Source organism: Fontibacillus forbon (assembly GCF_046559655.1).
Taxonomy (GTDB): Bacteria; Bacillota; Bacilli; order Paenibacillales; family Paenibacillaceae; genus Fontibacillus.
The window spans coordinates 509350-533532 of the sequence record NZ_JBKGFV010000001.1; the positions used below are offsets into that span (position 1 = coordinate 509350).

Sequence of the window (24183 nt, forward strand, 5' to 3'; positions counted from 1 at the left end):
AGCGAGGAGGGGAACTCGTGAAATCGAAACCGTTTTTGGGCGAGCGAAGAAAAAACGTCGTTTTCTTGTTCATCATTCTCGCGCTAGTTCTGGCTATGGCAGCTTTTCTATATATCAGAAAAACCGAGAAAAACGCCCCCTCGTCTACCATCGCCTTCGTCGAGAAGCATATGACCAATCCCAACGGAACGCTAGCCTCATACCTGCACAATTTCGAATCGGACAATCCGGATATCGTCGCCGGACACGAAGCTTTGTCGGAGTCTTTGGGGCTCTGGATGCAGGCGGCGGTACTTAATAAGGATAAACAGCGCTTTGACGCGAGTTTCGAGCTGCTGCAGAAACTATTTATTTCGCCCCAAAATTACGTTTTTTGGAAGCTCCGGCCTGACGGGAAAACCGAGGTAAACACCAATGCGCTTGGCGATGATTTCAGGATCATCGGTGCGCTTCTGGACGCTTATGACCTTTGGCAAGAGCAAGAGGTTCTGGATACGGCCGGAAAATTAACGGAAACGCTGCGCACCTCGGTCACCGTAGATGGTTATTTTGTCGATTATCATGATTTCAAGCATGAGTCGTCGGCCGATGCGTTAAGCTTGGCTTACGTGGACACGGCAGCGTTGCAGGCGATGCATCGGCACGGGCTCATAGACAGGAATTTACTGGACAGGCATACGGATTTGTTACTCGAAATGCCTAATGACGGAGTTTTCTTTCCCAAAACGTTTCAAGTCGCTTCCCGCAAGTACAATTACGATCAGGAGATCAATTTGATCGATCAATTGATCGTAGCGATTCATCTGGCGGAGTTGGGGGAGTCCGTGGAGCCGCTTACCGGATTTCTTAAGCGGGAGCTGACCGCACGGGACATGCTCCCAGGTCGTTATACCCGGGAATCCAGGGAGCCGTCGGTGAATTACGAATCTCCGGCCGTATACGGTTTGGCCATATTGCTGGCTTACGAGACCAAGGATAAAACTTGGGCGGATCAGCTCTACCCTTACATGATCGCCATGCGGGACAATGATCCCAAGTATGCAGGCGGTTATGTGTTTGATCGGAATTGTCATCTGTTCGATAATCTGGTGCCCCTTTTGGCTGAAATCCGTTATCGGGAATATGCATCGGATTTTTAATAATAGTTTAATTTAATAGAAAATAGTCTTCCAAATAAACTACAACAGTGGTTCGTCGGACTGTGGGGAGGTACGCACCTTGGATCACAAAAAGAAACTTCGCAGCATCGATATCGGCTTCCTCAGCCTGATGGCCATATTACTGCTGGAACAGTTGGCGGTGTATGCAAATCTGTTTATGGATCAGCATTTTTCCGCCTGGGAAATGGCCGCAAGCGTGGGGGCTCTCGCGGCGGTCGCCGCAGGTCTGCTTCTGCCGGTCGGATACTCGGTCGTGCTTGTATTTATTTTCCTGGTTACGTATTTGGTGTGGCTTACGACACACGGGCGCAGCGACTTTCTTGAAGTGTCCTGGCTTCTGTTTATCCCCGCCAATGTGCTTGTGGCTTCTTTCTTGAACAATGGACTTATCCGGACGAAAAACATGATGGTTCGATTACAAGATTTAAATGACAAGAACCCGGCCATAGATTTGGATACGGGCCTCGGAAACAAGGAAGCCTTTGCGGACATGTTGTCCAAGCAAACCAATTTGGCCAAACGATACCCGGACAAATATGATTTCTCCCTGGCGATATTTAAAATCGAGTTTTTGCCGCTCGTTTTGGAATCGCTCGGTCCGGAACGTTACTCTAGGTTTCTTCTTGAAATTTCTTCTACTATTCAACAGCAAATCCGGCTGGAAGACTCCAAGTTTTCGATTGACATGGGCCGCTTCATCATCCTCTGCCCGCTGACGGACCGCGGCTTTTTCCCAGTTGTGACGGAGCGGGTGAAAAACGCGATGATGAATCTCAATTTTGAAGATAAAAAGGGACAACCCCTGAAGCTCGTCGTGCGCTCGGCTACGCTCGGATTTCAACCGGACCGGGCCGATTTCTTTTTGCAGACCGATCAAGTTATTAACGCCCTTGAAAGAGGCACGGAGACCGACCTTATTGCGGAATACATTTAGGCAACTGGAAGCGGCAGAAAGGAAGTGGCAGCATGATCGACTATCAATGGTTCATCATATTATGCATTGTCATCTCGTCGTTATTTACCCTGGCGGTGATCATATTAACGGTTTTCACGCTGGTATTTCGTGCCAGAGTGATTGAGAAGTATGATCGGGGGAAGCCTCATGTCTGACTTCTTCTTGATCTTCTCCGTGATCAGTATCTGGATTGCCGTCCTGGAAGCCATCGTGATTATGGCGGGTGCGATTAAATTCATATTCAGGCAGAATCGTTCTCCGTTAACCATTCCGAAAAATATGGAACATTATCCGACCGTTAGCGTTCTTGTCCCGGCCCATAACGAAGAGATCGTTATTGCTTCAACGGTGGAGCATATCTTGCAGCTTAATTATCCGGCCGAAAAAGTACAGGTCATCGTCATCGCGGACAACTGCACGGACCGCACGGCCGAGAATTTGAAGGCGTTAAAGAACAAGGATGCTTACCGCCACCGGGATTTTATGATTCTTGAACGAACAGGGAAGGGCGGCAAGTCCGGGGCGCTGAACGATGCGCGCAAGCTGGCCACCGGAGAGTGGCTTTGCGTTTATGATGCGGATGCCGCACCGGAGCGCAACGCGCTTGCCTTCCTTGTGCAGAAAGCGATGGAGAAACCACACCTGTACGGTGCCGTCTTTGGTCGGAACAAAGCGAGAAACCGCAGCCAGAATTTCCTGACCCAATGCATTAACCTGGAGCTTGTGACCGTACAACGGGTACATCATACGGGATTATGGGAATTGTTTAAGATCGGCACGATCCCGGGGACGAATTTTATCGTCAAGACGGCGTTGATCCATGAAATCGGAGGCTGGGACGAGGAGGCGATTACGGAGGATACCGCGATTTCTTTTGAGATTTTGACGCGCGGCCAACTAATCGCTTTGGCGCCGCAGGCGGAGGCTTATCAGCAGGAGCCTGAGAGGCTCAGCGTTTATATGAGGCAACGGGAACGGTGGTCCAAGGGGAATTACCATGTCATTATCGATAATATCCATCATCTGTTCAACAGGTCAAGCTGGCGGATCAAACTACATGTCCTGTATTATGCGGCAAGTTATTTTTGGTTCATGGTCGCCATTATTATTTCGGACATTATTTTCATAACGAATATCGTTTATCAGATCATAGCTTTGTTTGTTCCGTCGATTGTATCTCCTTTTATTTTCGGCGGCGATATTTTCGTCTATTTAATGATCGCTTGGGCATTGATGTACTATATTTATGTCCTGCAGATCAATCTGGCCCTGGCGGCCGATATCGGACAGAGCAACGTTCGCAATTTCATTGTTTCCGTCGTTTCGTATTTTACGTATTCCCAACTGTTTCTCGTTATTTCCGTTCGGGCGTTTTACTCTTTGATTATGGATAAAATATTTCGCAGAAAAACAAAATGGTATAAGACGGAGCGCTTCGACTGAGAAGTTCCCTATTAAGTAGAGAAAGACTTGTATTCTTGCATAAGCAGGAGTACAAGTCTTTTTGATATCGTCTTTCGAAAATACTTCCCGTTCCGAGCGTTAGCGTATAGGAAAGGTATTCCGGGCAACACTGAAAAACATGATGCAAGACATAAGTTGAAGGAGGAGATCATGCCGTGATTATCGACAGCAGCAAGGATGCATCATCCCAAGGTCACAGCAGAATACCGTATCGTTTGCTTGGTCTGATCATCGGGATCGGTGCACTATCTTTTATTGTAGGGTGCAGCCTTCAGGCCGATGAAGCCACATTGCGCAGACAGGCGTCCTCGCCCTGGTGGTTTTTTGGTCCGTCCGTATCGGACGGGGTGTATTCGCCGGCCGTACGGGAGGATGTGTATTCGAAGGAAACTTTGATGCATCCTTGACGGCGGTCAATTCGAGAATTCTTGGCTTCAGTCTTCGTCCCATTTCCGGGAATAGCCTTTTTTCGTGACATAGAACATGGAGGCGATCAGAAGAACGGCGATCAACACGGCCGCCGCGATGGTGATGCCCATAACCATAGGGGAGCTCCTTTCAATAGTCGGATAATACTCGATCTTGACTCAACTATACATGAATCCCTTTTTTTTGTATAATAATGCGGTTCATTTGTTTTACATAGAATAGAGGACATACTGGGGAGGCGAACGAGAGATGGCTGCAGTCATCATACATGTAAAAACGGAACAGCAACTGGAACAGTGCCTGGACATTCGCAAAGAAGTATTTGTGGAGGAGCAAAAGGTTCCTCTTGAATTGGAAATCGATGAATTTGACCGGATTAGTCCCGAGGTGCACCATGTTCTCGTGGAGGTAGACGGTGCCTTTGCGGCTACGGGAAGATTGACCTACTATAAGGATAATGCGGCTAAAATGCAGCGGATCGCCGTACGCAAAAACTTCCGTTCGCTAGGGATGGGAAAAATACTGTTGATCGCGTTGGAGGAACTCGGCCGGGAACTTGGATTGACTCAATCGGTGCTGGATGCACAATGCCAAGCCGAGGGATTTTATCGGAAGCTAGGCTATGAGACGATCTCCACGGAACCGTTCGACGATGCAGGCATTCCGCATGTACGGATGGTAAAACCGCTTAAATCCTAGATCATAGATTCCGTCATAAGGGGACATGATACATACATCCCATTCTTAGGGAAATCAAGCAGAGGAGATGTGATGAAAAGCATGGCACTCGATGCGCGGGAACGGTTTATTGCGGTGAAGAAAAACGGAGACGGCGATTTGACTGCTTTTAAAACATCAAGCGGCCGTATATTGGACTATGCTCAGGCAAAACAGGAAATCCAGGCAGGTGCAATCGCCGGGGTGAATTTGTTTAAGGGTAGAGACGGGGAGATGCACATCCGGGGAGATGCCGACGGTGATCCGAGCAACAACCTGGACTCGCTGCCCCGCTTTGATTAGAATAGTTTGAACGCAAAAAGCCAAAACAGCCCTCCGGATAAAACCATCCGGAAGGCTGCTTCTTTATAAAGTATAAATCTCATACTGGCGAAGAAACTCCATTTCCGCCGTACGGCCGATAAAATTCTCCATTTCATCTCCGTAATGCATCAGAAGTATTTTATTGCGGATCTCCGGCGGCAGGGACATCAGTTCATCCAGAGTCGTGTGTACTTCTCCGGGTCCGGTTAGTTGAACCTCGTGCAGAATTTTCCGGCAGTTTCTTTCTTCCACGAGGTGATGCAGCAAATCAGGTTGGAATACTTTATCCGCACTATAGAAGATTTCATTATTGATATAAAGCGAATAGCTAGTCTTTCCCGGGATGTGAGGCGTCCGGATAATCTCCACGCTCAAGTTGGGCGACAACTCGCATGCCGTTCCCTCCGTCAACGTCCGTACCTCGAACGCATCCTCGAGCGAGTCGATGCCGTCTTGACCAAGCCCGCCTTTCAACGTATTTTCCCAAAGCGGGGTAACCAGGGTATCGGCTATGTATAGAACCGGTTTACGCCCCGATCCATACTTCATTCGAAAGACGAGTTCCTCCAGTCCGCCGACATGGTCCCCATGGATATGCGTGATCAGAATCGCATCGATTTCGTCCAACGGTTTATCTAATTGATGCAGTGAAAGCGGGGCCGTGATGCCGCAGTCGATAAGCAAGCTGAAATCATCGGCATATACAAAACCGTTATTGTTGAAATACTTTTTGGCGAAGGCGCCGCCCGTACCCAGCATTTGTAGTCGCAGTGTCATGAATTCTCTCCTTTTTTTGTAAATCCTATTAATAACCCTTGTCTCACCTAATGTACACAATTATTAATTTAAACGAAAGTCCGTGTTTGTAAAAAAAGTTAGTTGTTTTCGTAAACGACCGCAACTTGATTCATTGCCCGGAGTATAAATTTACATCAACATGAATCAATTGGAGGGTTATTACGAATGAAATGGAGAAGAGTTGCCTTACTAGTCGTTGCTTTCTCCCTGATGGGAGGTTCGCTGCTGTTTGCTGATTCGGCATCCCAGAAAGTCAAAATGCTTCTTAACGGCCGTGAATTGGAAGACGGGGGGTATATGATCGACGGTAAAACCTACATCCCCGTTCGCGAGCTTGAAGGTATGGTAGAATACAATGATTCCACCAAGACGGTAAATTACTATAAACCGAATGTCCACATGTTTTTGTTTACGGACGATGCGGTATTTGGAGATATCAAGAAGACAGGCAAACTGAAATTCAACGTGTTTTCCCAAATCGATAATTTGAAGAGTGATATTTCCGCGGTTCGCGTCTCCATTACTGCGCCTGACGGTGCTTCCAAAGTGATTCAGACGAGCGAGATTAAAGAGCAGCGGGATAACTTCTGGTTCCGTACGGAAGACTATACCTATGATTTCAAAGCTTCGGGAAAATATACGATCGGTTTCTATATGAAATCCGCAGGCGGCTCCGACTTTACGCTCGTGTCCGAGAAGGGAATCAATGTGCTCAAATAGCCATCAAATCGGCATGATTCCAAAATTGACCTGTCCTTCGTAAAATGATACGATACGAGGGAACCGACAGGTTTTAACACATCAAATCAATCAAAGCGAGGTATTTCAATGAGCGACCACAATCACGAACATGGTGAAGCTTGCGGCTGCGGACACGACCATGATCATGACCACGAGCATGAAGAGTTCGTATTGACGCTGACGGATGAACAAGGCAATGACGTAGAAATGGTTCTTGTCGAGACATTCGATGTAGGCGAAAAAGTATATGCGCTTCTGCTGGAACGCAACAATCCGGAAGCGGACGGCATCATCCTTCGCATGGAAGAAGAAAACGAAGAAATGGTGCTTTACAATATCGAAGACGAAAACGAATGGCGTCAAGTGGAGGAAGCATATAACGAGCTCGTCTCCCAGCAAGAAGAAGATTAATAACCCGATCCAATAAAAAATAGGGTGGTCCTAAGCATTCAGCTTGGGATCACCCTTTTTGCATGTTCTTTTTTAGAAAATCGGATCGGCTTCCACAATGACCTTAACCTGATTGATATAACGGTCTTCCGGACCTTTCACGGGAAGGCCGACTTCCACATGGTCGACGATGTAGTCGATATTACTTTGGGAAATGACCTCACCCGGCAACAGGATTGGAATTCCCGGCGGATAAACATAGATGAACTCGGCGATAATGCGGCCTGCCGACTCCTTGAACGGGATGACTTCCGTATCCGCATAAAAGGCGTCTCTCGGAATCAGCGACAATTGCGGAATTTCCGGAATTTTTACAATCAGCTCGTTCGCATTGTTTTCTTTGTAGTAGGTCTCCGACAATTGACGCAGCGCAGACAGCAGGGTATCCACCGATTCCTTTGTGTCTCCGGGGGTAATGATACAAAGAATGTTGTACATGTCGCTGAGCTCGACTTCGATGTTGTAATGCTCGCGCAGCCAGTTCTCCGTTTCGTATCCGGTAATGCCCAGATGACGCACATGAACCGTCACTTTGGTCGGGTCCAGATCGTAAGTGGCTTCGCCGCCCAGAATTTCGCGTCCGAAGCTGTACAAGCCCTCGATATTGTTGATTTCGCTGCGCAGATAATGAGCCAGGTCGAGTGCCTGCTGCACCATTTCCCGGCCGTTAAGGGCCAGGTTTCTGCGGGCGGTGTCGAGCGAGGCGAGCAGCAAATACGACGTCGAAGTCGTCGTCAGCATACTGATGATCGTCTGTACGCGCTGCGGGTTGACGAAGCCGTTCTTGACGTTCAGGTTCAACACCGAACTCTGTGTCATCGAACCGCCCAGCTTGTGCACGCTGGTTGCCGCCATATCGGCGCCGGCCTGCATGGCCGACATCGGTAACTCTTCGTGGAACTGGATATGCACGCCGTGAGCTTCGTCCACGAGTACGGGCACATGGAAGCTGTGGGCCAGGTCCACGATTTCTTTCAGATGGGCGCATACGCCGAAATAGGTCGGGTTAATGACGAGCACGGCCTTGGCATCCGGGTGGCGCTGAAGGGCGCGGCGGACTGACGAGGTCGTGATGCCGTGGTCGATCCCGAGATTTTCGTCCTGTGCGGGAGAAACGAACACCGGCTTCGCGCCGGCAAAAATGATCGCCGACATGACCGATTTATGAATATTTCTCGGGACGATAATTTTATCACCGGGAGAACAAATGGAGAGTACCATTGTCATAATGGCTCCGCTTGTTCCTTGCACGGAGAAAAAAGTGTGATCGGCGCCGAACGCATCGGCGGCCAACTTCTGGGCTTCTTCGATCACGCCGGTTGGCTGATGAAGATCATCGAGTGGAGCGATGTTGATCAAGTCGATGGATAAGGCGTTATCGCCAATAAAATCGCGGAATTCTTTATCGGTTCCGAGCCCCTTTTTGTGCCCGGGAATGTGAAATTGAACGGGATTGCCGGCCGCGTGCTTCTTGAGTGCGGTAAAAAGCGGCGTCTGCTGATGATCCATAGGGCCGTCCCTGCCTTTCGTAATGTAAATTTTCAACAAGGTTGAGTATAGCAAAATGGGGCCGGAATGCAAGCAAGAGTTTGGGAAGAACCATGTATATGCCGCGGGAGGTTAAGTTGCGGGCCAATCTGGAAATAATGGGAGAGAGCAAGGTAAAGAGAGGAATAGGGGAAGGGAGAGAAATGACGGATGGAATTGACGGCAAAGCTTGTAAACAAGAAATTGTTAACCCCGACCTTTGTCAGTCTGTGGATTATTATGTTTTTGGTGGAGTTTGTAAAAGGATCGCTGATCGTCGCCATACTGCCGGTCTATATGGGTGACGTCTTGAAATTAAGCGCATTTGCCATCGGCCTGTCCTTCTCCTGCCAGTACATAGGGGATAATCTGTTCCGTAGTCCGGCAGGGTGGCTGATCGAACGGATCGGGTTCAGATTGACGATGACAATCGGACTGTGCATCACATTTGGAGCCGTCTTTATTATTACTTTTATGAAAACGATGGGATTCATCGTTCTGGGCTGTGCTTTGCTCGGCATCGGCACGGCGCCGCTGTGGCCCTGCGTTTTGATGGGGATTACGGCGGTAACGGAGGAAAATAAAAATTTCGGAACCGCGATGGGGGTCATTCAGATCTCCAGTCTTGGCGGAACGGGCCTGGGTCCGGTCATCATCAACTTTCTGGTTAGCGTCTCTTACACGCTCGTGTTCTGGGTGCTCTTGGGGTGCATGGGGCTGGTAATTCTTGTGTCTCTATTCTTGCCGCGGCATACGAATCGACCGGGAAATGCCGATGAATCAACCTCGGCCGCTCAGGAGGGATCGGGAACTCCTGCTGCTCTGGAGGGAACAACCGGCGGCTTATGGCGGGGCGGGCCAGCTCGAATTTGGCAAAATATCAGGGGGACGCTGCATCATATCCGCACCCATCTGAAGGTCAGCCCGCTGCTGTACCCTGCCTTGTTCCTGCAATCCTTCGCCGTCGGATTGCTGACGCCGGTCATCACGCTGTTCGTCCGCTCCGAGCTGGGTCTGTCGCCGGAAGCTTTCAGCCTAATGCTCATCTCCGGCGGCGGGGTTACCGTGCTCGGGCTGATTCCGATCGGCAAATTGGTCGACCGCTACGGGACCAGACGGTTTTTGAATACCGGCTTTGCGCTGGCGGCCGTATCCGTCGGCCTGTTTGCTTTTATGAGGCCGATGCCGGTCGTTTGGCTGCTCGTCCTGCTGATCGGCGTCAGCTACGCGTTCATTCTTCCTACCTGGGATACAATGATCTCCCACATGTTGCCAGAAGGGGAGAAGGGAACCGTCTGGGGTCTCTTCTTGACGATTCAGGGCTCCGGGATGGTGGTCGGACCGATCGTCTCGGGGAAAATGTGGGACGCGCTGGGCCCCCCGGCTCCGTTCCTCGCCAGTTCGGTCTCGATGGCGCTGCTGTTCTTCATCCATTTGTATATCTCACGCAAACAACAACCCGCTCCCCCGGGGATTTCTTCCCGGTAAGGGCGGGTTGTTGTTCGAAAAAGCGGTGCGGGTCGGAACACAAAGCTCCCCGCACGAGGCTTTATACCTGCTGTACATCAGGTTGAGCATCAGTGATTTGGGATGTTGGCAGCGGTCGCTCCTTGCAACAAACAAAACACCCAAGAGCATAAAGGATAAAACGACGGTACCCGACGGTGTCTGCAGCCACTTCAACCACAGTAACTCCACGCCTCAGTAACTCCATACCTCAGTAACTCATACCTCAGTAAGTCATATTTCAGTAACTCCACACTCCAGCAACTCCGCACTCCAGTAACTTTACACCTCGGTGACGCATACCTCAGTAAGTCATGCTTCAGTAACTCCACACTCCAGCAACTCCGCACTCCAGTAACTTTACACCTCAGTGACGCATACTTCAGTAACTCCACATCTCAGTAACTCCACATCTCAGTAACTCATGCCTCAGTAACTTTACAGCCTCATTTACTTTTACAGCCTTTGTTACTCTTATACCTCATCAACGTCTGCCGCTGACCGCCCGCATCCAACTAATATTTAGTAATTACCGTGCGTTTCCACTTACTATAGCTCACCAGCAACCACACGCTGACTCGCTACTCCCTGCTCGCTACTCCTTGCTAGCAGCTCCCTGAACAGTGCGCGCCGATCACAGCTCCGCCTACCAATTAGCTGGAAAACCTCCAGCTATTTTTCGTCACATGAGCTTTCTAGCCCAATTAACTGGAAAACCTCCAGTTAATTTCAACGTTATCGCCCTTGAGGGGGTAACATCCGAAATTTAGATGGAGGTTTTCCAGTTATTTTTAATATTCGGCTGAATTCCTGCAAATTAGCTGGAGAAAATCCAGTTAATTCATCGGAAAACAGCACCACACTCAACTTCCCCTAGAACTCAATAAGAAGCTTTATACAGCGGTAGCAAGGAGGCGAAGGTTTCCTCGATTTTAGCCGTCAGCTGCTCTCCGTCCCGCAGGATCGGCTGATCCCGGTCGATGCGCAGACCGCACATGATTTCCGCTTTTTTGACATTTATGAGCTTCTCGGCCATGGCTTTTAAATCCTGAGCACCGGTATCGCTGTGCAACCGGCCTCCCGGATCCATGTGATCCATGGACCAGTAAAACTCGCCGGGCACGGCTTTTTTGATTTTGGCGGTTTGCTTCAGCACGTAATCGGCGAACACCGCTTTATTCGGACTTTCATAAATGACTGCAAAAATAACAAATAAGTGGGTCGAAAACATCCCGACCTCGAAATGCGGAAGCGCTTTGTAACCGCGCTTGCTGCCAGCCCAGGCGATCCAGGTGTCGATTGGCGGATTCACTTTACGACGGGCATGCTTGGCGACATGAGGGTACATGTCTTCGCCGCATATAGCGGAGAGATAGGGGGATAGCGAGGTACCCAGCGCTTCAAGCTTGGGTCTGACCCGGCTGATAATCGCCTCCATCCGGGGTTCCAGCCCCGGGACCGTCAAACTATCGAAATCCTGCTCGGAAAAACCGTTAAACGTCATATTCTTACCTCCATCACGGGCTTGTTGCCAGCTTGTCTTGCTAACCAAGTATAGCATATTTCAGCTTACCGGCTCGAGATGGACCGATATTCACCGGGAGAGGCTGCGAAGTAGCCGAAATACCGCCCTTTTGCGTCAGAACCAGCCCGAAACGGGTAAAAATAATCAATAATCCAAGTTCCGTTACATAGTATGAAGTATAAGATATGGTAAGCCGCAAGTGGGAGAGATGTGAAGCCCTAGCCGAAGCGATGCACCAAGCCCGGTTCGGGTTCGACCAAAAAAGGGAGGGAGTGCCATGAATAAAAGCTATGAAGTGGAATACTGCAACCTGGAACTCCGATTCGACCGCCGGCACATACAGCAGCTGATCCGCGATTTGATCCAAGACGGATATTCTTTATATTGGAGCGAAAACGAATCCGTTTTCATTATTTCCGTACGCACGGGCCGCAAACTGACGAAGCTTCGTTTTCAGCGTCTGGCCAAAGGATACAAGCTGGTAGGCGATTATGTGATCAAGGATGCCAAATTGGCAGAATGGCTTGAGAAGCTGATCGGAGACCTCCGCGGTCACGCCGTGGTCAAACGCTTCAAGGACCGGCAGATCCTGATTGAAAATATCCTCTTTGGCGAAGTGATCCGGCTGGTGGAAATCAACGGGATGGAACACCGGGTAATTTATCAAAAGGGTCCTGTGCTGGATACGGAAAAAATGGCCGAATTATATGCCTCCCAATCAGCGGAGCAACAACTTGAAAGCCTTCAGCAGGAGCTCGATCGGGAACTGGAGAAACTTTACGACGCGCTGCAGAAAGGCGACAAGGAACTGGCCGAAGCCTGCAAAGAGAAGCTCCGTAAACTTCGAATTAAATTGATCCGGCTTGAATGGTAGCCCTTCGAATAACGCAAACTATGATTTAATTCATTGCATGCCCCCTGATTTATGGGGGGTTGTTTTGTGGATGGAGGCTTAAAGGGGTTCACTTCTGTGCTCAAAAGAGTTAAAATGATACTATTGATAAAAATATAGTGTGCAAAGGATGGAGACCATGTCAAAACAACAGATTGGCGTTATCGGCCTGGCCGTTATGGGCAAAAACCTGGCCCTCAATATCGAAAGCAGGGGCTTTACCGTTTCGGTATTCAACCGTTCCCCGCAAAAAACGCATGACCTGCTGGAGAACGAAGCCAAAGGCAAGAACCTTGTCGGCACGTTCTCGGTTGAGGAGTTTGTGCAATCCTTGGAAACGCCCCGTAAAATTTTGATCATGGTACAAGCCGGTTCCGCTACCGACGCGACCATTGAAGGCCTGCTCCCTTACCTGGATCAAGGCGATATCATCATCGACGGAGGCAACGCCTACTTCCCTGATACGCAGCGCCGCAGCAAAGAACTCGAAGCCAAAGGCTTCCGTTTCATCGGTACCGGGGTATCCGGCGGCGAAGAAGGCGCGCTCAAAGGCCCTGCAATCATGCCGGGTGGACAAGAAAGTGCCTACAAATTGGTTGAGCCAATCCTGACTGCGATTTCCGCTAAAGTTAACGGCGATCCTTGCTGTACATATATCGGGCCGGACGGTGCCGGACATTACGTCAAGATGGTCCACAACGGCATCGAATACGGCGACATGCAGTTGATCGGCGAAGCTTACCATTTGCTGAAAGACGTGCTTGGCGTCGACGCCAAAGAACTGCATGAAATTTTCACCGAATGGAACAAAGGCGAGCTGGACAGCTATCTGATCGAAATTACTGCAGACATCTTCTCGCAATATGACGAAGAGACCGGCAAACCGATGGTTGACGTCATTCTCGACGCAGCCGGACAAAAAGGCACCGGTAAATGGACAAGCCAAAGCGCCCTCGATCTCGGCGTACCTTTGTCCATGATCACGGAATCGGTATTCTCCCGTTTCTTGTCCGCAATGAAGGAAGAGCGCGTAGCGGCAAGCCAAATTTTGAGCGGCCCTGCAAAGAAATCCTTCAGCGGCGACAAAGCCGAATTTATCGAGAACGTGCGCAAAGCGCTGTTCGCAAGTAAAATCGTTTCCTATGCCCAAGGCTTCGCGCAAATGCGTTCCGCTTCCGATGAATACGGCTGGGATTTGAAATACGGTAACATCGCGATGATCTTCCGCGGCGGATGCATTATCCGTTCGCAGTTCCTGCAAAACATTAAAGATGCCTATGACCGCGATCCTGCACTTAAAAACCTGCTGTTGGATTCCTACTTCAAAAATGTCGTGGAAAGCTATCAGGATGCATGGCGCAAAGTGGTATCGTCCGCTGTGGAAAATGGTATTCCGGTTCCAGGCTTCTCAAGCGCGCTGTCCTATTATGACAGCTACCGTACGGAACGTCTGCCTGCCAACCTGCTTCAGGCGCAGCGCGACTACTTCGGCGCCCACACCTTCAAACGCGTGGACAAAGAAGGCGTATTCCATCACCAATGGTTCTAAGAGCCGCATCTGAAATCATGCACTAACAATTGCAACGAGGCGCCATGGCAGCGGAATTTCCGTCTGTCGCGGCGCTTTTTTCTTGTCGGCTATCCGGTGGTAATCGGCCTCGTCGGTTATTTTGTATGCGGAAGTGCCAAAGTTACCAGCCTGTGTTATGATATGAAAAAGTTAATTTGCGAACCCTGGGTCAGAAACCGAAGTAGGTGAGAATTTGCAAAGCAAAAGGGACATTATCGTACTAATAGGGATGATGGGAACCGGCAAATCGACGGTTGGCAGTCATCTTGCCGCAGAGACGGGGTACAGGCTGCTTGATCTGGACGCTTTGATCGCAGAGAAGGCGGGCTGTTCGATTCCGCAGTTGTTTGAAGAAAAAGGCGAGTCCTATTTCCGCGATCTGGAGACCGAAATTCTGTGCGAATCGCTCAAGAAGCCGGGTTCCATCCTGGCAACCGGAGGCGGAGCCGTGCTTCGGGCTTATAACTGCCGGGAGATGCTGAACTCCGGCTGGGTCGTTGCGCTTGCCGCTTCCGCCGATGAAATCGTATCCCGGGTCGGTGAGGATAAGGGCAGGCCGCTGCTTGCCGGCGGGGCCAGGGAAAGAATTACGGCGCTGTTGGAAGAACGGAAGCACGCCTATGATTTCGCACATGTAACCGTCGATACATCCGGCAAAAGCGCAGAAGAAGTGTCTGTTGAGATTTTAATGCATTACCGCGGTTAATCAACAATTATACAAAAGGGGAGTATACATATGGATATGATCGTTAGGCCCACTGCGGAACTAAAGGGAGAAATCGGAGCGTTGTCCTCCAAAAACTATACGACCCGCTATCTGCTGGTCGCCGCTTTAGCGGAAGGAACCAGCACTATATACTATCCGGCGCACAGCGAGGACAGCGACGCGATGCGCCGCTGTATTCAGGATCTCGGCGCCGTGCTGGAGGAGGATGACGAGAAGATCGTCATCACCGGCTTCGGCAAGCATCCGCGTGATGTCAAAGAGCTCAACGTCGGCAATGCGGGCGCGGTGCTGCGATTTTTGATGGCGATTGCCGCGCTTTGTCCGGAAGTGACTTTCGTGAATGCGTATCCGGACTCCCTCGGCAAACGCCCGCATAGCGACCTGATCGAGGCACTGGAAAGTATGGGCGTGCAAATCAAACATCAGGACGGCCGGTTGCCGATCACGATCGGCGGCGGTAATCCTAAAGGCGGCAAAATCAAAGTATCGGGCGAGGTTAGCTCCCAGTATCTGAGCGCATTATTATTCCTGACTCCGCTGTTGGAAGAAGACAGCGAAATCGAAGTGTTGGGCGATCTGAAATCCAAAGTGGTTATCGGACAGACTTTGGAAGTGCTTGAGCAGGCGGGGATCACGATTGATGCGGCTAGCGATTATATGAGCTTCCGGGTTCCCGGCCGTCAGGCCTACCAGGCAAAGAACTACACGGTTCAGGGGGATTATCCGGGTTCCGCAGCCATTTTGGCCGCGGCGGCCGTGACGAAATCCGACGTCAAGGTTCACCGTTTGATGGAACGGAGCAAGCAGGGGGAACGAGCTATTGTCGATGTGCTGCAGATGATGGACGTTCCGTTGACCCATAAAGACGGCACGGTTCATGTGCTCGGCAACGGACGGCTGCGCCCGGTGGAATTCGACGGCGATGCCGCGACCGACGCGGTGCTGGCTATGGTGGCGGCGGCCGTGTTTGCCGACGGGACTTCGAGATTTTACAACGTGGAAAATCTGCGATATAAGGAATGCGACCGTATTACGGACTACCTGAACGAGTTGAAAAAGGCGGGCGCCCAGGTAGAAGAACGGCAGTCGGAGATTATTGTCCACGGTCGTCCTTCAGGCCTTGAGGGCGGGGCAACCATCAACGCGCATTTCGATCACCGGGTGATCATGGCGCTTACGGTCGTCGGGTTACGGTGCAGGGAACCGCTGCTGATCAAGGACGCGCATCATGTGGCCAAATCGTACCCGCAATATTTCGATCACTTGTCCGCGCTTGGCGCTTCGGTCGAGTGGGTAAAATAAAAATAAGGAAAGGTGTGATCTTATATGGCTTTTGAAAATCCAAGCCGCGAAGAAATCAAACAAATTTTGCTGAAAGCCGGCAATATTGCTGTCGTAGGTTTGTCCGATAAAACCGACCGCACCTCATATATGGTGTCTCAGGCGCTTCAAAATAACGGCTACCGGATTATCCCGGTGAACCCGTCCGTCAGCGGTGAAATTCTGGGCGAGAAGGTGTACGGTTCCCTGAAGGACATCCCCGAGCCGGTGGATATCGTCAATGTGTTTCGCCGCAGCGAATATACGCCGGAGGTGGCCCGCGAGGCGGTGGAAATCGGCGCTCGGGTGCTCTGGCTGCAGCTTGGCATCGTAAGCGACGAAGCTTACGAGATCGCCTCCCAAGGCGGACTGACGGTCATCATGGACCGCTGCATCAAAGTGGAAGACAGTATCTTGATCGGCAAGCGATAATATCTTTTCAAGTAACAGACCCGGCCCCGGATGTATTGGCGCCGGGTTTTTTATTTTTGGCGCAACTACGGTCCAATGCGGACATAGACATGAATTTATCATGAGGTTATTCCGAATTCCTTTGACAAATTTGCAAAGCTGGGCTTACCATAAAGTATTAGAGAGAGGGTATCCTATATTTACAAAAGTAGGACATTAGGGGGTCGAAACATGATACAGGGTATCGGCGCAGCTTCCGGCGTAGCGATCGGCAAAGCGTTTGTGCTGCCCGCCTGGGAATGGGATGTCCAGGATCGGCGAATGGAGAAAGTGGACCTCGCGAAGGAATTCGAGAGATTATACGAGGGGATCCGCACGTCCAAAACCGAGATCGAATTCATGAAGAATGAAATCAAGGAGACGGTTGGCGTGGCCGAGTCAAGTATTTTTGACGCGCATCTCGCCATTTTGGAAGACCCTGTGTTTATGAGTGAAATCCAGGGAATCATCGAACGTCAATATAAGGCGGCCGAGGTAGCCGTTAAAGAAGCGATCGACCACTTCGTGACGATGTTTGATCTGCTGGATGATGAATATATGAAAGAGCGCGCGCTCGATATCAAAGATGTCGGCAATCGGCTTCTGAAGCATTTGCTGGGGACTCCGGAAATTACGCTGCCTGCGGATACGCAGCCGTACATTCTGGTGGCGAAGGAGCTGTCGCCTTCCCAACTGGTTCATTTGAACCCGGAGAATGTACTCGGTATGGTTACCATGGCTGGAGGGAAAACTTCTCACTCCGCCATTATGGCCCGGGCCATCGGCATTCCGCTCGTATCCGGCTTGGAGAACAAGCTTGACGAGCAGTTGCAGACCGGAGATTTACTCGTTATCGACGGGGACGAGGGCCAAATTTACCTGGATCCGACTCAGGACGTTGTCGACAGGTATACCGAGATAGCGAAGCAACAGCGACGCAGAAAGGAACAGTTGCAGCTGCTCGCTTCCGTTGAAGCTGTGACCAAAGACGGTTACAAGCTGCGGCTGGCCGGCAATATCAGCTCGGTCAAGGATTTGGAACAGACGATAAAATTCGGTGCGGAAGGGGTAGGCTTGTTCCGTACAGAGTTCCTGTACATGGACCGGCCTACTTTTCCGACCGAAGAGGAGCAATATGAGGTTTACCGTCAGGTGGCGGAAAAAGCGGGAGGACACCCGGTCGTGATCCGAACGCTGGATATCGGCGGGGATAAGCAACTGGAATATTTCACGCTGCCTGAGGAAGAGAATCCGGTACTCGGTTATCGCGGTATCCGTATCAGCCTGGACAGTAAGGAGTTGTTCAAAACACAACTTACCGCTTTATTGCGGGCCAGCGCGCATGGTCACGTGAAAATCCTGTTTCCGATGATTTCATCCCTGGTGGAATTCCGGGAAGCCAAAGCGATGCTGGAAGAAGCGAAGCAGGATTTGACCGCCCGCGGTCTCCAATTTCGTTCCGATATCGAGGCGGGGATCATGATCGAAGTGCCGGCGGCTGCGGCGATTGCCGACCTGCTGGCAAAGGAGGCCGATTTCTTCAGCATCGGTACCAACGATCTTGTCCAGTACATTCTCGCGGTAGACCGGATGAACGAAAAAATTGCGCATATGTATCATCCTTATCATCCTGCGGTGCTTCGCTTGCTTCGCCAGACCGTTTCGGCCGCCAAGGAAGCCGGAATCCCGGTCAGCGTGTGCGGGGAATTGGCGGGTGATGAGAAAGCGCTGCCGATCTGGCTTCATCTGGGGGTCGACAGCCTTAGCATGTCGCCACAGGCGCTGCTTCGCGTGAAACACCGCATCTTGAACAGCACGCTCAAAGAGGGGCAGGCGGAAGGCAAAGAATGCTACCAGTTGTCCACGAGCGAAGAGATCGAAGCAAAACTGGCGGGTTTTCTGGGGAAAGATCCGGTGCTGGGGCGGTAAAAAGGGAGTAATGTTTTACGAATTCTGCCGGAATCATACTGCACATAGAAGAAGCCGAGGAGAGAACTCTCCTCGGCTTTTCATCTGGTAAACGTCTATTTTTCTGACGCAGCTATCAATGCATCGACGAACGCTTTGCCGTATTCCGGCAAATCCGGTGGACGTCTCGCCGAAATAATATGTCCGTCAACCACAACGGGCTCGTCTTTCCAGATTGCTCCCGCATTCTCCATATCGTCGCGGATTCCCGGCGTTGAAGTAACCGTGACTCCGTTCAGGATCCCCGCCGATATCAATACCCAGCCGGCATGGCAAATTTGGCCGACCGGTTTTTTCGCCTGATGAAGCTCGCGAACGATTTCCAGCACTTTACTGTACCGGCGCAGCTTATCGGGAGCCCAGCCGCCGGGAACGAGAATCCCGTCATAGTCGCTGGCACGGATTTCCTCGAACGCTAACTCGGCCTCGGCCGGGACGCCGTATTTGCCGATGTATTTTTTGCCTTTCTCCGCACCGGCCAAATGTACCAGGGCGCCCTCCTCACGAACCCGATAGATCGGGTACCAGAGCTCCAAATCTTCGAATTCCTCGTCCACCAGTGCGATTACTTTTTTTCCAGTTAGTCTCAAAATCGTCTCCTCCTGTCTTTTCTTGCTATTGACGAAAATCGTTTTCGATATTTTAATTGTATCAAAAATAGTACTTTCATTCAGGTTATAAAAAGATGAGGATTAATGAGGTGATCCTGTGCGCAAGCACTGCTGTTGCGGACAAAAAATGAACCTCGGTTTTAGGCTGGTTATTTTCGAAAATAAGTTCCAGGTTGACCGGGTTCCGATTCTTGAATGTGAAGATTGCGATTATTATGAGGTGCTGCCTTTCGTTAAAGCGGACGTGATCGACTTGTTGAGTCAATTGAAGCAGCAGGGAGAAAGCGTGCGGGTATTTTTTACGGATATGAACGAATTAGCGGATGTTTTATACAGCATGACCCGGCAAAAAGAGAAGAGTAACTCTTCGTCATTCGAAGCGGCTCTCGAACAGAAATGCAATGAGCGGATCAATATGCTGCTTGATTTGTACGGATGCGCTCAAAAAATGAATGATTCCTCATGGATGAACGAGATTGCCGTAAGGCTTTCGGTTTTGTCGAAGTATGTAAGGAATCGCCAATCTCTTAGCGCGAAATAGATACAATTTTACATGAATTTGTCGTTATAAGTTGTTTTTAGCTTTCCCTTTTTGGTAAGATAAGAATAGAAAAATGAAAATCATTTTCTGAAAGGGGATGGATGCAGGATGTCCGGTTTGAAGAGAATAGTCTCTAAAGAGGATCTTCACAGCGCTTTGGAACACACGGCGGAACAGCCGTTATTGTTGTTCAAGCACAGCACAAGCTGCCCGATTAGTGCCGGAGCTCACCGGGAATTGGAGAAGTATCTGAATAATACTCCGAATGAGAAGATTACATATGGACTGATCTATGTGATTGAAGACCGTGACGTATCGAATGAGGCTGCCGATGTGCTGGGCGTCAAACACGAATCCCCGCAGGCTTTGCTGGTCAAGGACGGGCAGGCGGTATGGCATACCTCCCATTCCAAGATAACTGCCGATGCATTAAGAGGAATTCTTGCATAAATGAAGCGTTATCATTGCACAAAGTAGTAATTTGTCGTAAGATAAATCTAATTGAAGCACAGGACTTTCGTGATGAATGAATGAAAATCTATTGGCAATGGAGAGAAGAATGTGACGGTTACCATTTACGATGTGGCACGTGAAGCGGGCGTCTCTATGGCAACGGTTTCCCGGGTTGTGAACAACAATCCAAACGTGAAGCCGCAAACCCGGAAGAAAGTGTATGAAGCGATTGAACGTTTGGGATATCGTCCGAATGCAGTGGCAAGAGGACTTGCCAGCAAGAAGACAACCACGGTCGGAGTGGTAATCCCGGATATTTCGAACTCGATTTTTGCGGAGATCGCAAGAGGTATCGAAGACATCGCTAACATGTACCACTACAATATTATTTTATGTAATGCCGACAAGAAGAAAGAAAAGGAAATCCGCGTTATCAACACACTGCTTGAAAAGCAGGTGGACGGGCTGTTGTTCATGGGCGGAACAGTGACGGAAGAGCATATTCAGGCATTTCAGACGTCGGCGGTGCCGATCGTTTTGTGTGCTACGAGCGATGAGAACGGCATGATTCCATCGGTGGATATCGATCATGAGGCTGCAGCGTTTGATGCAGTTAGTACGCTGGTTCGCCATGGGCATCGGCATATCGCCATGATCAGCGGTACGCTGCAGGATCCGGCTAACGGCTACGCCCGTTTCCAAGGATATAAACGCGCGTTAGAAACCGCAGGCATCCCGTACGATGAAGATCTTGTTCGCATCGGGAATTACCGTTACGAATCCGGTGTTGAAGCGATGAAGTATTTCCTGGGATTGAAGAAACGCCCTAGTGCCATTTTTGCGGCTACGGATGAGATGGCGATCGGCGCAATCCACAGCATTCAGGACGAAGGCTTGAAAGTGCCTGACGACTTCTCGATCATCAGTGTCGATAATATCCGCATGGCCTCCATGGTGCGTCCGCAACTGACTACGGTAGCTCAGCCGATGTACGATCTCGGCGCCGTGGCGATGCGGCTTTTGACCAAGCTGATGAAGAAAGAAACGGTGGAGAATCCTCGGGTGATCCTGCCGCATGAAACGATTTTGCGGTTGTCCGTCAGCCATATTTAAGGCTGGTTAAGTTTATAAAGAGATAAAAAAGACAAATATATGAAAAAGGTTATAACGGAAAAAGCTCCTAAATTTAGGGGCTTTTTTTAGGGTTCAGCTGCTAATTGCCAGAGGCAAAGGAGGTAAGGTAATGAATATGCCCATTACAACAACGATTGGAATCATTGGAGCGATGGATGAAGAAATATCATTACTGCTGCAAGGGATAGAGGAACAGGAGCCGGAAATGCATGCAGGGGTTTCCTTTGTAAAAGGCCGGTTTCATGGTAAAAACGTCGTCGTGTGCAAATCCGGGGTGGGGAAAGTTAATGCAGCGATAACAACGCAAGTTTTAATCGACCGTTTTGGGGCGCAAGTGATCTGGTTTACGGGCGTGGCGGGAGCGTTGGATCCTGCGCTTAATATCGGGGATATCGTCATTTCGTCGTCCTGCCAGCAGCACGATATGGACTGCTCCCCGCTTGGATTTCAACGCGGGATAACGCCGTTTCAGGAGGTATCGGATTTTCCTGCGGATCCGCGGTACATCAAGCTGGCGGAGGAAGCTTGTTCCCGCATATGCAAGGAACATGGTTATAAGATCGGAAGAGTGCTGTCCGGCGATCAGTTCGTTGCGAATTCCGATGTTGTGCGGTTCTTGTACGAAGTTATGAACGGGGCTTGCGTAGAGATGGAAGGTGCCGCAATCGGGCAGGTGTGCCATAGCAATTCGGTGCCTTATGTCATTTTGCGCTCGATGTCCGACAAGGCGGACGGAACGGCGAATGTGAATTTCGCCGAATTTACCGTTGCCGCCTCCAAACGCTCTTTCGATATCGTGGAAGATATGATTCAACATGTAGACCTTTAAATCAACTTATAACATCAACTGTTCAACCTAGATGTTACACTTCAGGATAATCCTGCAGCGCAACCGCGAGATTCTCGCGGTTTTTTGCCGTGATCTCATTCCGGCGCGGAATCGCCTCCCAGCGGGATAAATCGTCGAGCCATTCCGTCGGCAGCGGCAGTTCGGTCTGTCCCTGCCATTTATCGATCCAGGACTCGGGAAGGCGCATCAGCGAAGCATCCCTCCGGTCGAGCGCCTGTTTCAAAGGGTGGTGGCTCATCTCCAGCCAGAGCAGGCTCCAGGCGCGGGGGACAACCCGCCACATGTCGTAGCCTCCGCCCCCAACGGCTACCCATCGTCCTTCGCAATAGGTATGGGCAAGCTTGTGTAAAATGGTCGGCATTTTGTTGTATATGTCCATGCTGCAGTGCATATGGCTAAGCGGATCCAGGGCATGGGCATCGCAGCCGTGCAGGCTGACGATTAAATCGGGCTTAAAGTAATCGGTCACGCGATGAATGGACTCCTCGAAACATTCCATCCAGGAGTCATCTTCGGTATACGGCTGGAGGGGGATGTTCATACAAGCCCCGTAACCTTGATGCTCGCCTCTCTCATTGACGTTACCGGTACCCGGAAACAAATATTTGCCTGTCTCGTGAATGGAGTAGGTGCATACCTCCGGATCGGAGTAAAAGCTCCACTGCACCCCGTCGCCGTGATGCACGTCGGTATCCACATAGAGCACCCGGGCACCGTAGTTCCTCCTGGCGTAAGCGATCGCGACCGCAGCGTCATTGTAGACGCAGAAGCCGGCCGCTTTGGCGGACAGGGCATGATGCAGGCCTCCGCCCAGGTGAAGGGCATGGGTCGCCCGTCCGGACATGACGGTTTCGACGGCCGTGAGGGTACCGCCGGCCACATAGGATGCCGCCTCATGCATCCCGGCAAAATAGGGCGTATCCTCATCCATCAGGCCATACTGATCCGCGCGGCCGATCCATTCGGGGTCCGGCAGGGCCTGGCTTAAAGCTTTTACGGCCTCGACGTAACCGGGCTGGTGGATCCTCAGCAGTTCTTCTTCACTCGCCGGCCGGGATAGAATCATTTGGGAGGGGGCAAGGGCTCCGATATCTGCCAAAAGGTCCAGCGTGAGCTGCAGCCGGATCGGATGGAATGGATGATGATCATGGAACCGGTAATTCATCGTTTTGTCGTGATGGACAAATAAAGCGCTTCCAGACATGGCGTCACGCGTCCTTCCTCTAGGGTCATTGATTAATACATGAAGCGTTGCTGGAATCGGATTCTGTCGAACTGTTCCTCGGATTCCAGCGGGACCTCTTTGCCGATCCGGACCATCAGACAGTTGGCGGGATGGGAACAAATTTCGGGATCATCCGTAGCATACCAGACCATATCGACGGTTTGCATCAGCCGCTCCATCATTTTCCGGTAATCCCAAACCGTCAGGCCGCTGCTTTTGAGATCCCAATGCCAATAGTATTCGGTAGTGAAGACGATATATTTTTCCATTTGGCCGTCTTCAAAGGCCGTACGAATCAAGCGGGATCCGATTTTGAGCGAGCGGTAATCGTTGGCTACTTCAATAGCCCCCAATTCAATCAGATCTTGCATGTTTCCCTGAGACCAGCGTTCCATTTCATCGGGATAGTGAAACGTCACGTAACCGATAATTACTTCATTTACCCGGGCCAAAATAATCCGCCCCTCCGGAAGGCCGGCGATCTCGATTAAAGCCGCAAGCTGATCTTCCGGACGGCGGAAAGCGTCCAGTTCCGGATGCATCCGAAGGCTGCGAAGATGAGATGGCGTCACGGGACCTTCCAAAACAATTTCGCTCTCGTCATGGGGCAGGGTATGGCGGATATACGTTTTACGGTGTTTCATAATTGCCGCCTCCTTTGCTCGTTCCACTCTCTTATAACAGAAAAATGAAAAATTGAAAAGTATAGCCGCTATGTAAGACGTATGTTATAATGTTTCCGACATAAAATTTTCACATTTTTCACTTGACATCGTGATTATTGTTGCATACTTTTTCTTTTGAGTTATTACGTTCATTAAACGGATGCTGTCCCACTAAATGACG

26 protein-coding genes are annotated in these 24183 nt (G+C 50.4%); 20 read left to right on the plus strand and 6 right to left on the minus strand.

Annotation, left to right across the window (positions count from 1 at the left end; genetic code table 11):
- Positions 1-17 precede the first annotated feature (17 nt).
- The 7 genes from ACLB09_RS02230 (at position 18) to ACLB09_RS02260 (ending at position 5028) form a co-directional block, all read left to right on the plus strand.
- Positions 18-1139 (plus strand): glycosyl hydrolase, encoded by a 1122-nt coding sequence (locus tag ACLB09_RS02230; protein WP_410768119.1) that lies wholly within the window; start codon positions 18-20, stop codon positions 1137-1139.
- 79 nt (positions 1140-1218) lie between these two features.
- Positions 1219-2094: a GGDEF domain-containing protein gene (locus tag ACLB09_RS02235; RefSeq protein WP_410768120.1), complete on the plus strand. Its 876-nt coding sequence runs from the start codon at positions 1219-1221 to the stop codon at positions 2092-2094.
- Between the two features lie 32 nt (positions 2095-2126).
- Complete coding sequence (locus ACLB09_RS02240) at positions 2127-2270, plus strand: hypothetical protein (RefSeq protein WP_410768121.1); 144 nt, start codon at positions 2127-2129, stop codon at positions 2268-2270.
- The gene (locus ACLB09_RS02245; RefSeq protein WP_410768122.1) at positions 2263-3558 is read left to right on the plus strand and encodes a glycosyltransferase family 2 protein; all 1296 of its coding nucleotides are present in this window, start codon (positions 2263-2265) and stop codon (positions 3556-3558) included. The genes ACLB09_RS02240 and ACLB09_RS02245 overlap by 8 nt, the downstream gene beginning before the upstream one ends.
- A 176-nt stretch (positions 3559-3734) precedes the next feature.
- On the plus strand, positions 3735-3986 hold the full coding sequence (locus tag ACLB09_RS02250) for a hypothetical protein (protein ID WP_410768123.1): 252 nt from the start codon (positions 3735-3737) through the stop codon (positions 3984-3986).
- A gap of 271 nt (positions 3987-4257) precedes the next feature.
- A complete protein-coding gene (locus ACLB09_RS02255; protein WP_410768124.1) occupies positions 4258-4707 on the plus strand; it encodes a GNAT family N-acetyltransferase in 450 nt (149 codons plus the stop codon).
- A gap of 81 nt (positions 4708-4788) precedes the next feature.
- The gene (locus tag ACLB09_RS02260) at positions 4789-5028 is read left to right on the plus strand and encodes a DUF3892 domain-containing protein (RefSeq protein WP_410768978.1); all 240 of its coding nucleotides are present in this window, start codon (positions 4789-4791) and stop codon (positions 5026-5028) included.
- A 63-nt stretch (positions 5029-5091) separates the two neighbouring features.
- Here ACLB09_RS02260 and ACLB09_RS02265 read toward each other — a convergent pair whose 3' ends face one another.
- Positions 5092-5826, minus strand: a complete 735-nt coding sequence (locus tag ACLB09_RS02265; RefSeq protein ID WP_410768125.1) for an MBL fold metallo-hydrolase — start codon at positions 5824-5826, stop codon at positions 5092-5094.
- Positions 5827-6012: 186 nt separating this feature from the next.
- On the opposite strand from ACLB09_RS02265, the gene ACLB09_RS02270 reads away from it, so the two are divergent.
- Together ACLB09_RS02270 and ACLB09_RS02275 are read left to right on the plus strand one after the other, a co-directional pair.
- Positions 6013-6567, plus strand: coding sequence for a copper amine oxidase (locus ACLB09_RS02270; protein WP_410768126.1), 555 nt, complete (start codon positions 6013-6015; stop codon positions 6565-6567).
- 108 nt (positions 6568-6675) lie between these two features.
- Positions 6676-6999 (plus strand): DUF1292 domain-containing protein, encoded by a 324-nt coding sequence (locus ACLB09_RS02275; protein ID WP_410768127.1) that lies wholly within the window; start codon positions 6676-6678, stop codon positions 6997-6999.
- 72 nt (positions 7000-7071) lie between these two features.
- Here ACLB09_RS02275 and ACLB09_RS02280 read toward each other — a convergent pair whose 3' ends face one another.
- Positions 7072-8547: an aminotransferase class I/II-fold pyridoxal phosphate-dependent enzyme gene (locus ACLB09_RS02280; protein ID WP_410768128.1), complete on the minus strand. Its 1476-nt coding sequence runs from the start codon at positions 8545-8547 to the stop codon at positions 7072-7074.
- A gap of 189 nt (positions 8548-8736) precedes the next feature.
- Between ACLB09_RS02280 and ACLB09_RS02285 the strand changes: the two genes are divergently transcribed.
- Positions 8737-10053 (plus strand): MFS transporter, encoded by a 1317-nt coding sequence (locus tag ACLB09_RS02285; protein WP_410768129.1) that lies wholly within the window; start codon positions 8737-8739, stop codon positions 10051-10053.
- Between the two features lie 898 nt (positions 10054-10951).
- On the opposite strand, the gene ACLB09_RS02290 is transcribed toward ACLB09_RS02285, so the two are convergent.
- Positions 10952-11575, minus strand: a complete 624-nt coding sequence (locus ACLB09_RS02290) for a YktB family protein (RefSeq protein ID WP_410768131.1) — start codon at positions 11573-11575, stop codon at positions 10952-10954.
- Between the two features lie 298 nt (positions 11576-11873).
- Here ACLB09_RS02290 and ACLB09_RS02295 point away from each other — a divergent pair, with 298 nt between their 5' ends.
- The 6 genes from ACLB09_RS02295 to ptsP all read left to right on the plus strand — a co-directional run bounded on the left by ACLB09_RS02295 (position 11874) and on the right by ptsP (position 18484).
- Positions 11874-12470: a hypothetical protein gene (locus tag ACLB09_RS02295; protein WP_410768132.1), complete on the plus strand. Its 597-nt coding sequence runs from the start codon at positions 11874-11876 to the stop codon at positions 12468-12470.
- 157 nt (positions 12471-12627) lie between these two features.
- Complete coding sequence (gene gndA / locus ACLB09_RS02300) at positions 12628-14037, plus strand: NADP-dependent phosphogluconate dehydrogenase (RefSeq protein WP_410768133.1); 1410 nt, start codon at positions 12628-12630, stop codon at positions 14035-14037.
- A 250-nt stretch (positions 14038-14287) separates the two neighbouring features.
- The gene (locus ACLB09_RS02305; protein ID WP_410768979.1) at positions 14288-14764 is read left to right on the plus strand and encodes a shikimate kinase; all 477 of its coding nucleotides are present in this window, start codon (positions 14288-14290) and stop codon (positions 14762-14764) included.
- 30 nt (positions 14765-14794) lie between these two features.
- Positions 14795-16087, plus strand: a complete 1293-nt coding sequence (aroA, locus tag ACLB09_RS02310; protein WP_410768134.1) for a 3-phosphoshikimate 1-carboxyvinyltransferase — start codon at positions 14795-14797, stop codon at positions 16085-16087.
- A gap of 24 nt (positions 16088-16111) precedes the next feature.
- The gene (locus ACLB09_RS02315; protein ID WP_410768135.1) at positions 16112-16537 is read left to right on the plus strand and encodes a CoA-binding protein; all 426 of its coding nucleotides are present in this window, start codon (positions 16112-16114) and stop codon (positions 16535-16537) included.
- Positions 16538-16747: 210 nt separating this feature from the next.
- On the plus strand, positions 16748-18484 hold the full coding sequence (gene ptsP, locus ACLB09_RS02320; RefSeq protein ID WP_410768136.1) for a phosphoenolpyruvate--protein phosphotransferase: 1737 nt from the start codon (positions 16748-16750) through the stop codon (positions 18482-18484).
- Positions 18485-18579: 95 nt separating this feature from the next.
- Here the strand turns inward: ptsP and ACLB09_RS02325 are convergent, their stop codons facing one another.
- On the minus strand, positions 18580-19116 hold the full coding sequence (locus tag ACLB09_RS02325; RefSeq protein ID WP_410768980.1) for a type 1 glutamine amidotransferase domain-containing protein: 537 nt from the start codon (positions 19114-19116) through the stop codon (positions 18580-18582).
- A gap of 115 nt (positions 19117-19231) precedes the next feature.
- On the opposite strand from ACLB09_RS02325, the gene ACLB09_RS02330 reads away from it, so the two are divergent.
- From ACLB09_RS02330 to ACLB09_RS02345, 4 genes are all read left to right on the plus strand, one after another.
- Positions 19232-19675, plus strand: coding sequence for a hypothetical protein (locus ACLB09_RS02330; protein WP_410768137.1), 444 nt, complete (start codon positions 19232-19234; stop codon positions 19673-19675).
- A gap of 108 nt (positions 19676-19783) precedes the next feature.
- Entirely contained in the window at positions 19784-20125 is a 342-nt protein-coding gene (gene ytxJ / locus ACLB09_RS02335) for a bacillithiol system redox-active protein YtxJ (protein WP_410768139.1), read from the plus strand.
- A gap of 111 nt (positions 20126-20236) precedes the next feature.
- Positions 20237-21241 (plus strand): catabolite control protein A, encoded by a 1005-nt coding sequence (gene ccpA / locus ACLB09_RS02340; protein ID WP_410768140.1) that lies wholly within the window; start codon positions 20237-20239, stop codon positions 21239-21241.
- A 142-nt stretch (positions 21242-21383) separates the two neighbouring features.
- On the plus strand, positions 21384-22091 hold the full coding sequence (locus tag ACLB09_RS02345) for a 5'-methylthioadenosine/adenosylhomocysteine nucleosidase (protein ID WP_410768981.1): 708 nt from the start codon (positions 21384-21386) through the stop codon (positions 22089-22091).
- A gap of 34 nt (positions 22092-22125) precedes the next feature.
- Here ACLB09_RS02345 and ACLB09_RS02350 read toward each other — a convergent pair whose 3' ends face one another.
- Both ACLB09_RS02350 and ACLB09_RS02355 read right to left on the minus strand, forming a co-directional pair.
- On the minus strand, positions 22126-23316 hold the full coding sequence (locus ACLB09_RS02350; protein ID WP_410768141.1) for an acetoin utilization protein AcuC: 1191 nt from the start codon (positions 23314-23316) through the stop codon (positions 22126-22128).
- Between the two features lie 32 nt (positions 23317-23348).
- On the minus strand, positions 23349-23981 hold the full coding sequence (locus ACLB09_RS02355; protein ID WP_410768142.1) for a GNAT family N-acetyltransferase: 633 nt from the start codon (positions 23979-23981) through the stop codon (positions 23349-23351).
- Positions 23982-24183 lie beyond the last annotated feature (202 nt).

What these genes read in the sequence shown, in the direction of transcription:
- ytxJ (WP_410768139.1), top strand. Translation starts at nt 19,784, where the DNA reads ATGTCCGGTTTGAAGAGAATAGTCTCTAAAGAGGATCTTCACAGCGCT.
- ACLB09_RS02245 (WP_410768122.1), top strand. Translation starts at nt 2,263, where the DNA reads ATGTCTGACTTCTTCTTGATCTTCTCCGTGATCAGTATCTGGATTGCC.
- ACLB09_RS02355 (WP_410768142.1), bottom strand. Translation starts at nt 23,981, where the DNA reads ATGAAACACCGTAAAACGTATATCCGCCATACCCTGCCCCATGACGAG.
- ACLB09_RS02265 (WP_410768125.1), bottom strand. Translation starts at nt 5,826, where the DNA reads ATGACACTGCGACTACAAATGCTGGGTACGGGCGGCGCCTTCGCCAAA.
- ACLB09_RS02280 (WP_410768128.1), bottom strand. Translation starts at nt 8,547, where the DNA reads ATGGATCATCAGCAGACGCCGCTTTTTACCGCACTCAAGAAGCACGCG.
- ACLB09_RS02275 (WP_410768127.1), top strand. Translation starts at nt 6,676, where the DNA reads ATGAGCGACCACAATCACGAACATGGTGAAGCTTGCGGCTGCGGACAC.
- ACLB09_RS02255 (WP_410768124.1), top strand. Translation starts at nt 4,258, where the DNA reads ATGGCTGCAGTCATCATACATGTAAAAACGGAACAGCAACTGGAACAG.
- ACLB09_RS02350 (WP_410768141.1), bottom strand. Translation starts at nt 23,316, where the DNA reads ATGTCTGGAAGCGCTTTATTTGTCCATCACGACAAAACGATGAATTAC.
- ACLB09_RS02290 (WP_410768131.1), bottom strand. Translation starts at nt 11,575, where the DNA reads ATGACGTTTAACGGTTTTTCCGAGCAGGATTTCGATAGTTTGACGGTC.
- ACLB09_RS02305 (WP_410768979.1), top strand. Translation starts at nt 14,288, where the DNA reads ATGATGGGAACCGGCAAATCGACGGTTGGCAGTCATCTTGCCGCAGAG.
- ACLB09_RS02240 (WP_410768121.1), top strand. Translation starts at nt 2,127, where the DNA reads ATGATCGACTATCAATGGTTCATCATATTATGCATTGTCATCTCGTCG.
- ACLB09_RS02260 (WP_410768978.1), top strand. Translation starts at nt 4,789, where the DNA reads ATGGCACTCGATGCGCGGGAACGGTTTATTGCGGTGAAGAAAAACGGA.
- gndA (WP_410768133.1), top strand. Translation starts at nt 12,628, where the DNA reads ATGTCAAAACAACAGATTGGCGTTATCGGCCTGGCCGTTATGGGCAAA.
- aroA (WP_410768134.1), top strand. Translation starts at nt 14,795, where the DNA reads ATGGATATGATCGTTAGGCCCACTGCGGAACTAAAGGGAGAAATCGGA.
- ACLB09_RS02315 (WP_410768135.1), top strand. Translation starts at nt 16,112, where the DNA reads ATGGCTTTTGAAAATCCAAGCCGCGAAGAAATCAAACAAATTTTGCTG.
- ACLB09_RS02295 (WP_410768132.1), top strand. Translation starts at nt 11,874, where the DNA reads ATGAATAAAAGCTATGAAGTGGAATACTGCAACCTGGAACTCCGATTC.
- ptsP (WP_410768136.1), top strand. Translation starts at nt 16,748, where the DNA reads ATGATACAGGGTATCGGCGCAGCTTCCGGCGTAGCGATCGGCAAAGCG.
- ACLB09_RS02285 (WP_410768129.1), top strand. Translation starts at nt 8,737, where the DNA reads ATGGAATTGACGGCAAAGCTTGTAAACAAGAAATTGTTAACCCCGACC.
- ACLB09_RS02270 (WP_410768126.1), top strand. Translation starts at nt 6,013, where the DNA reads ATGAAATGGAGAAGAGTTGCCTTACTAGTCGTTGCTTTCTCCCTGATG.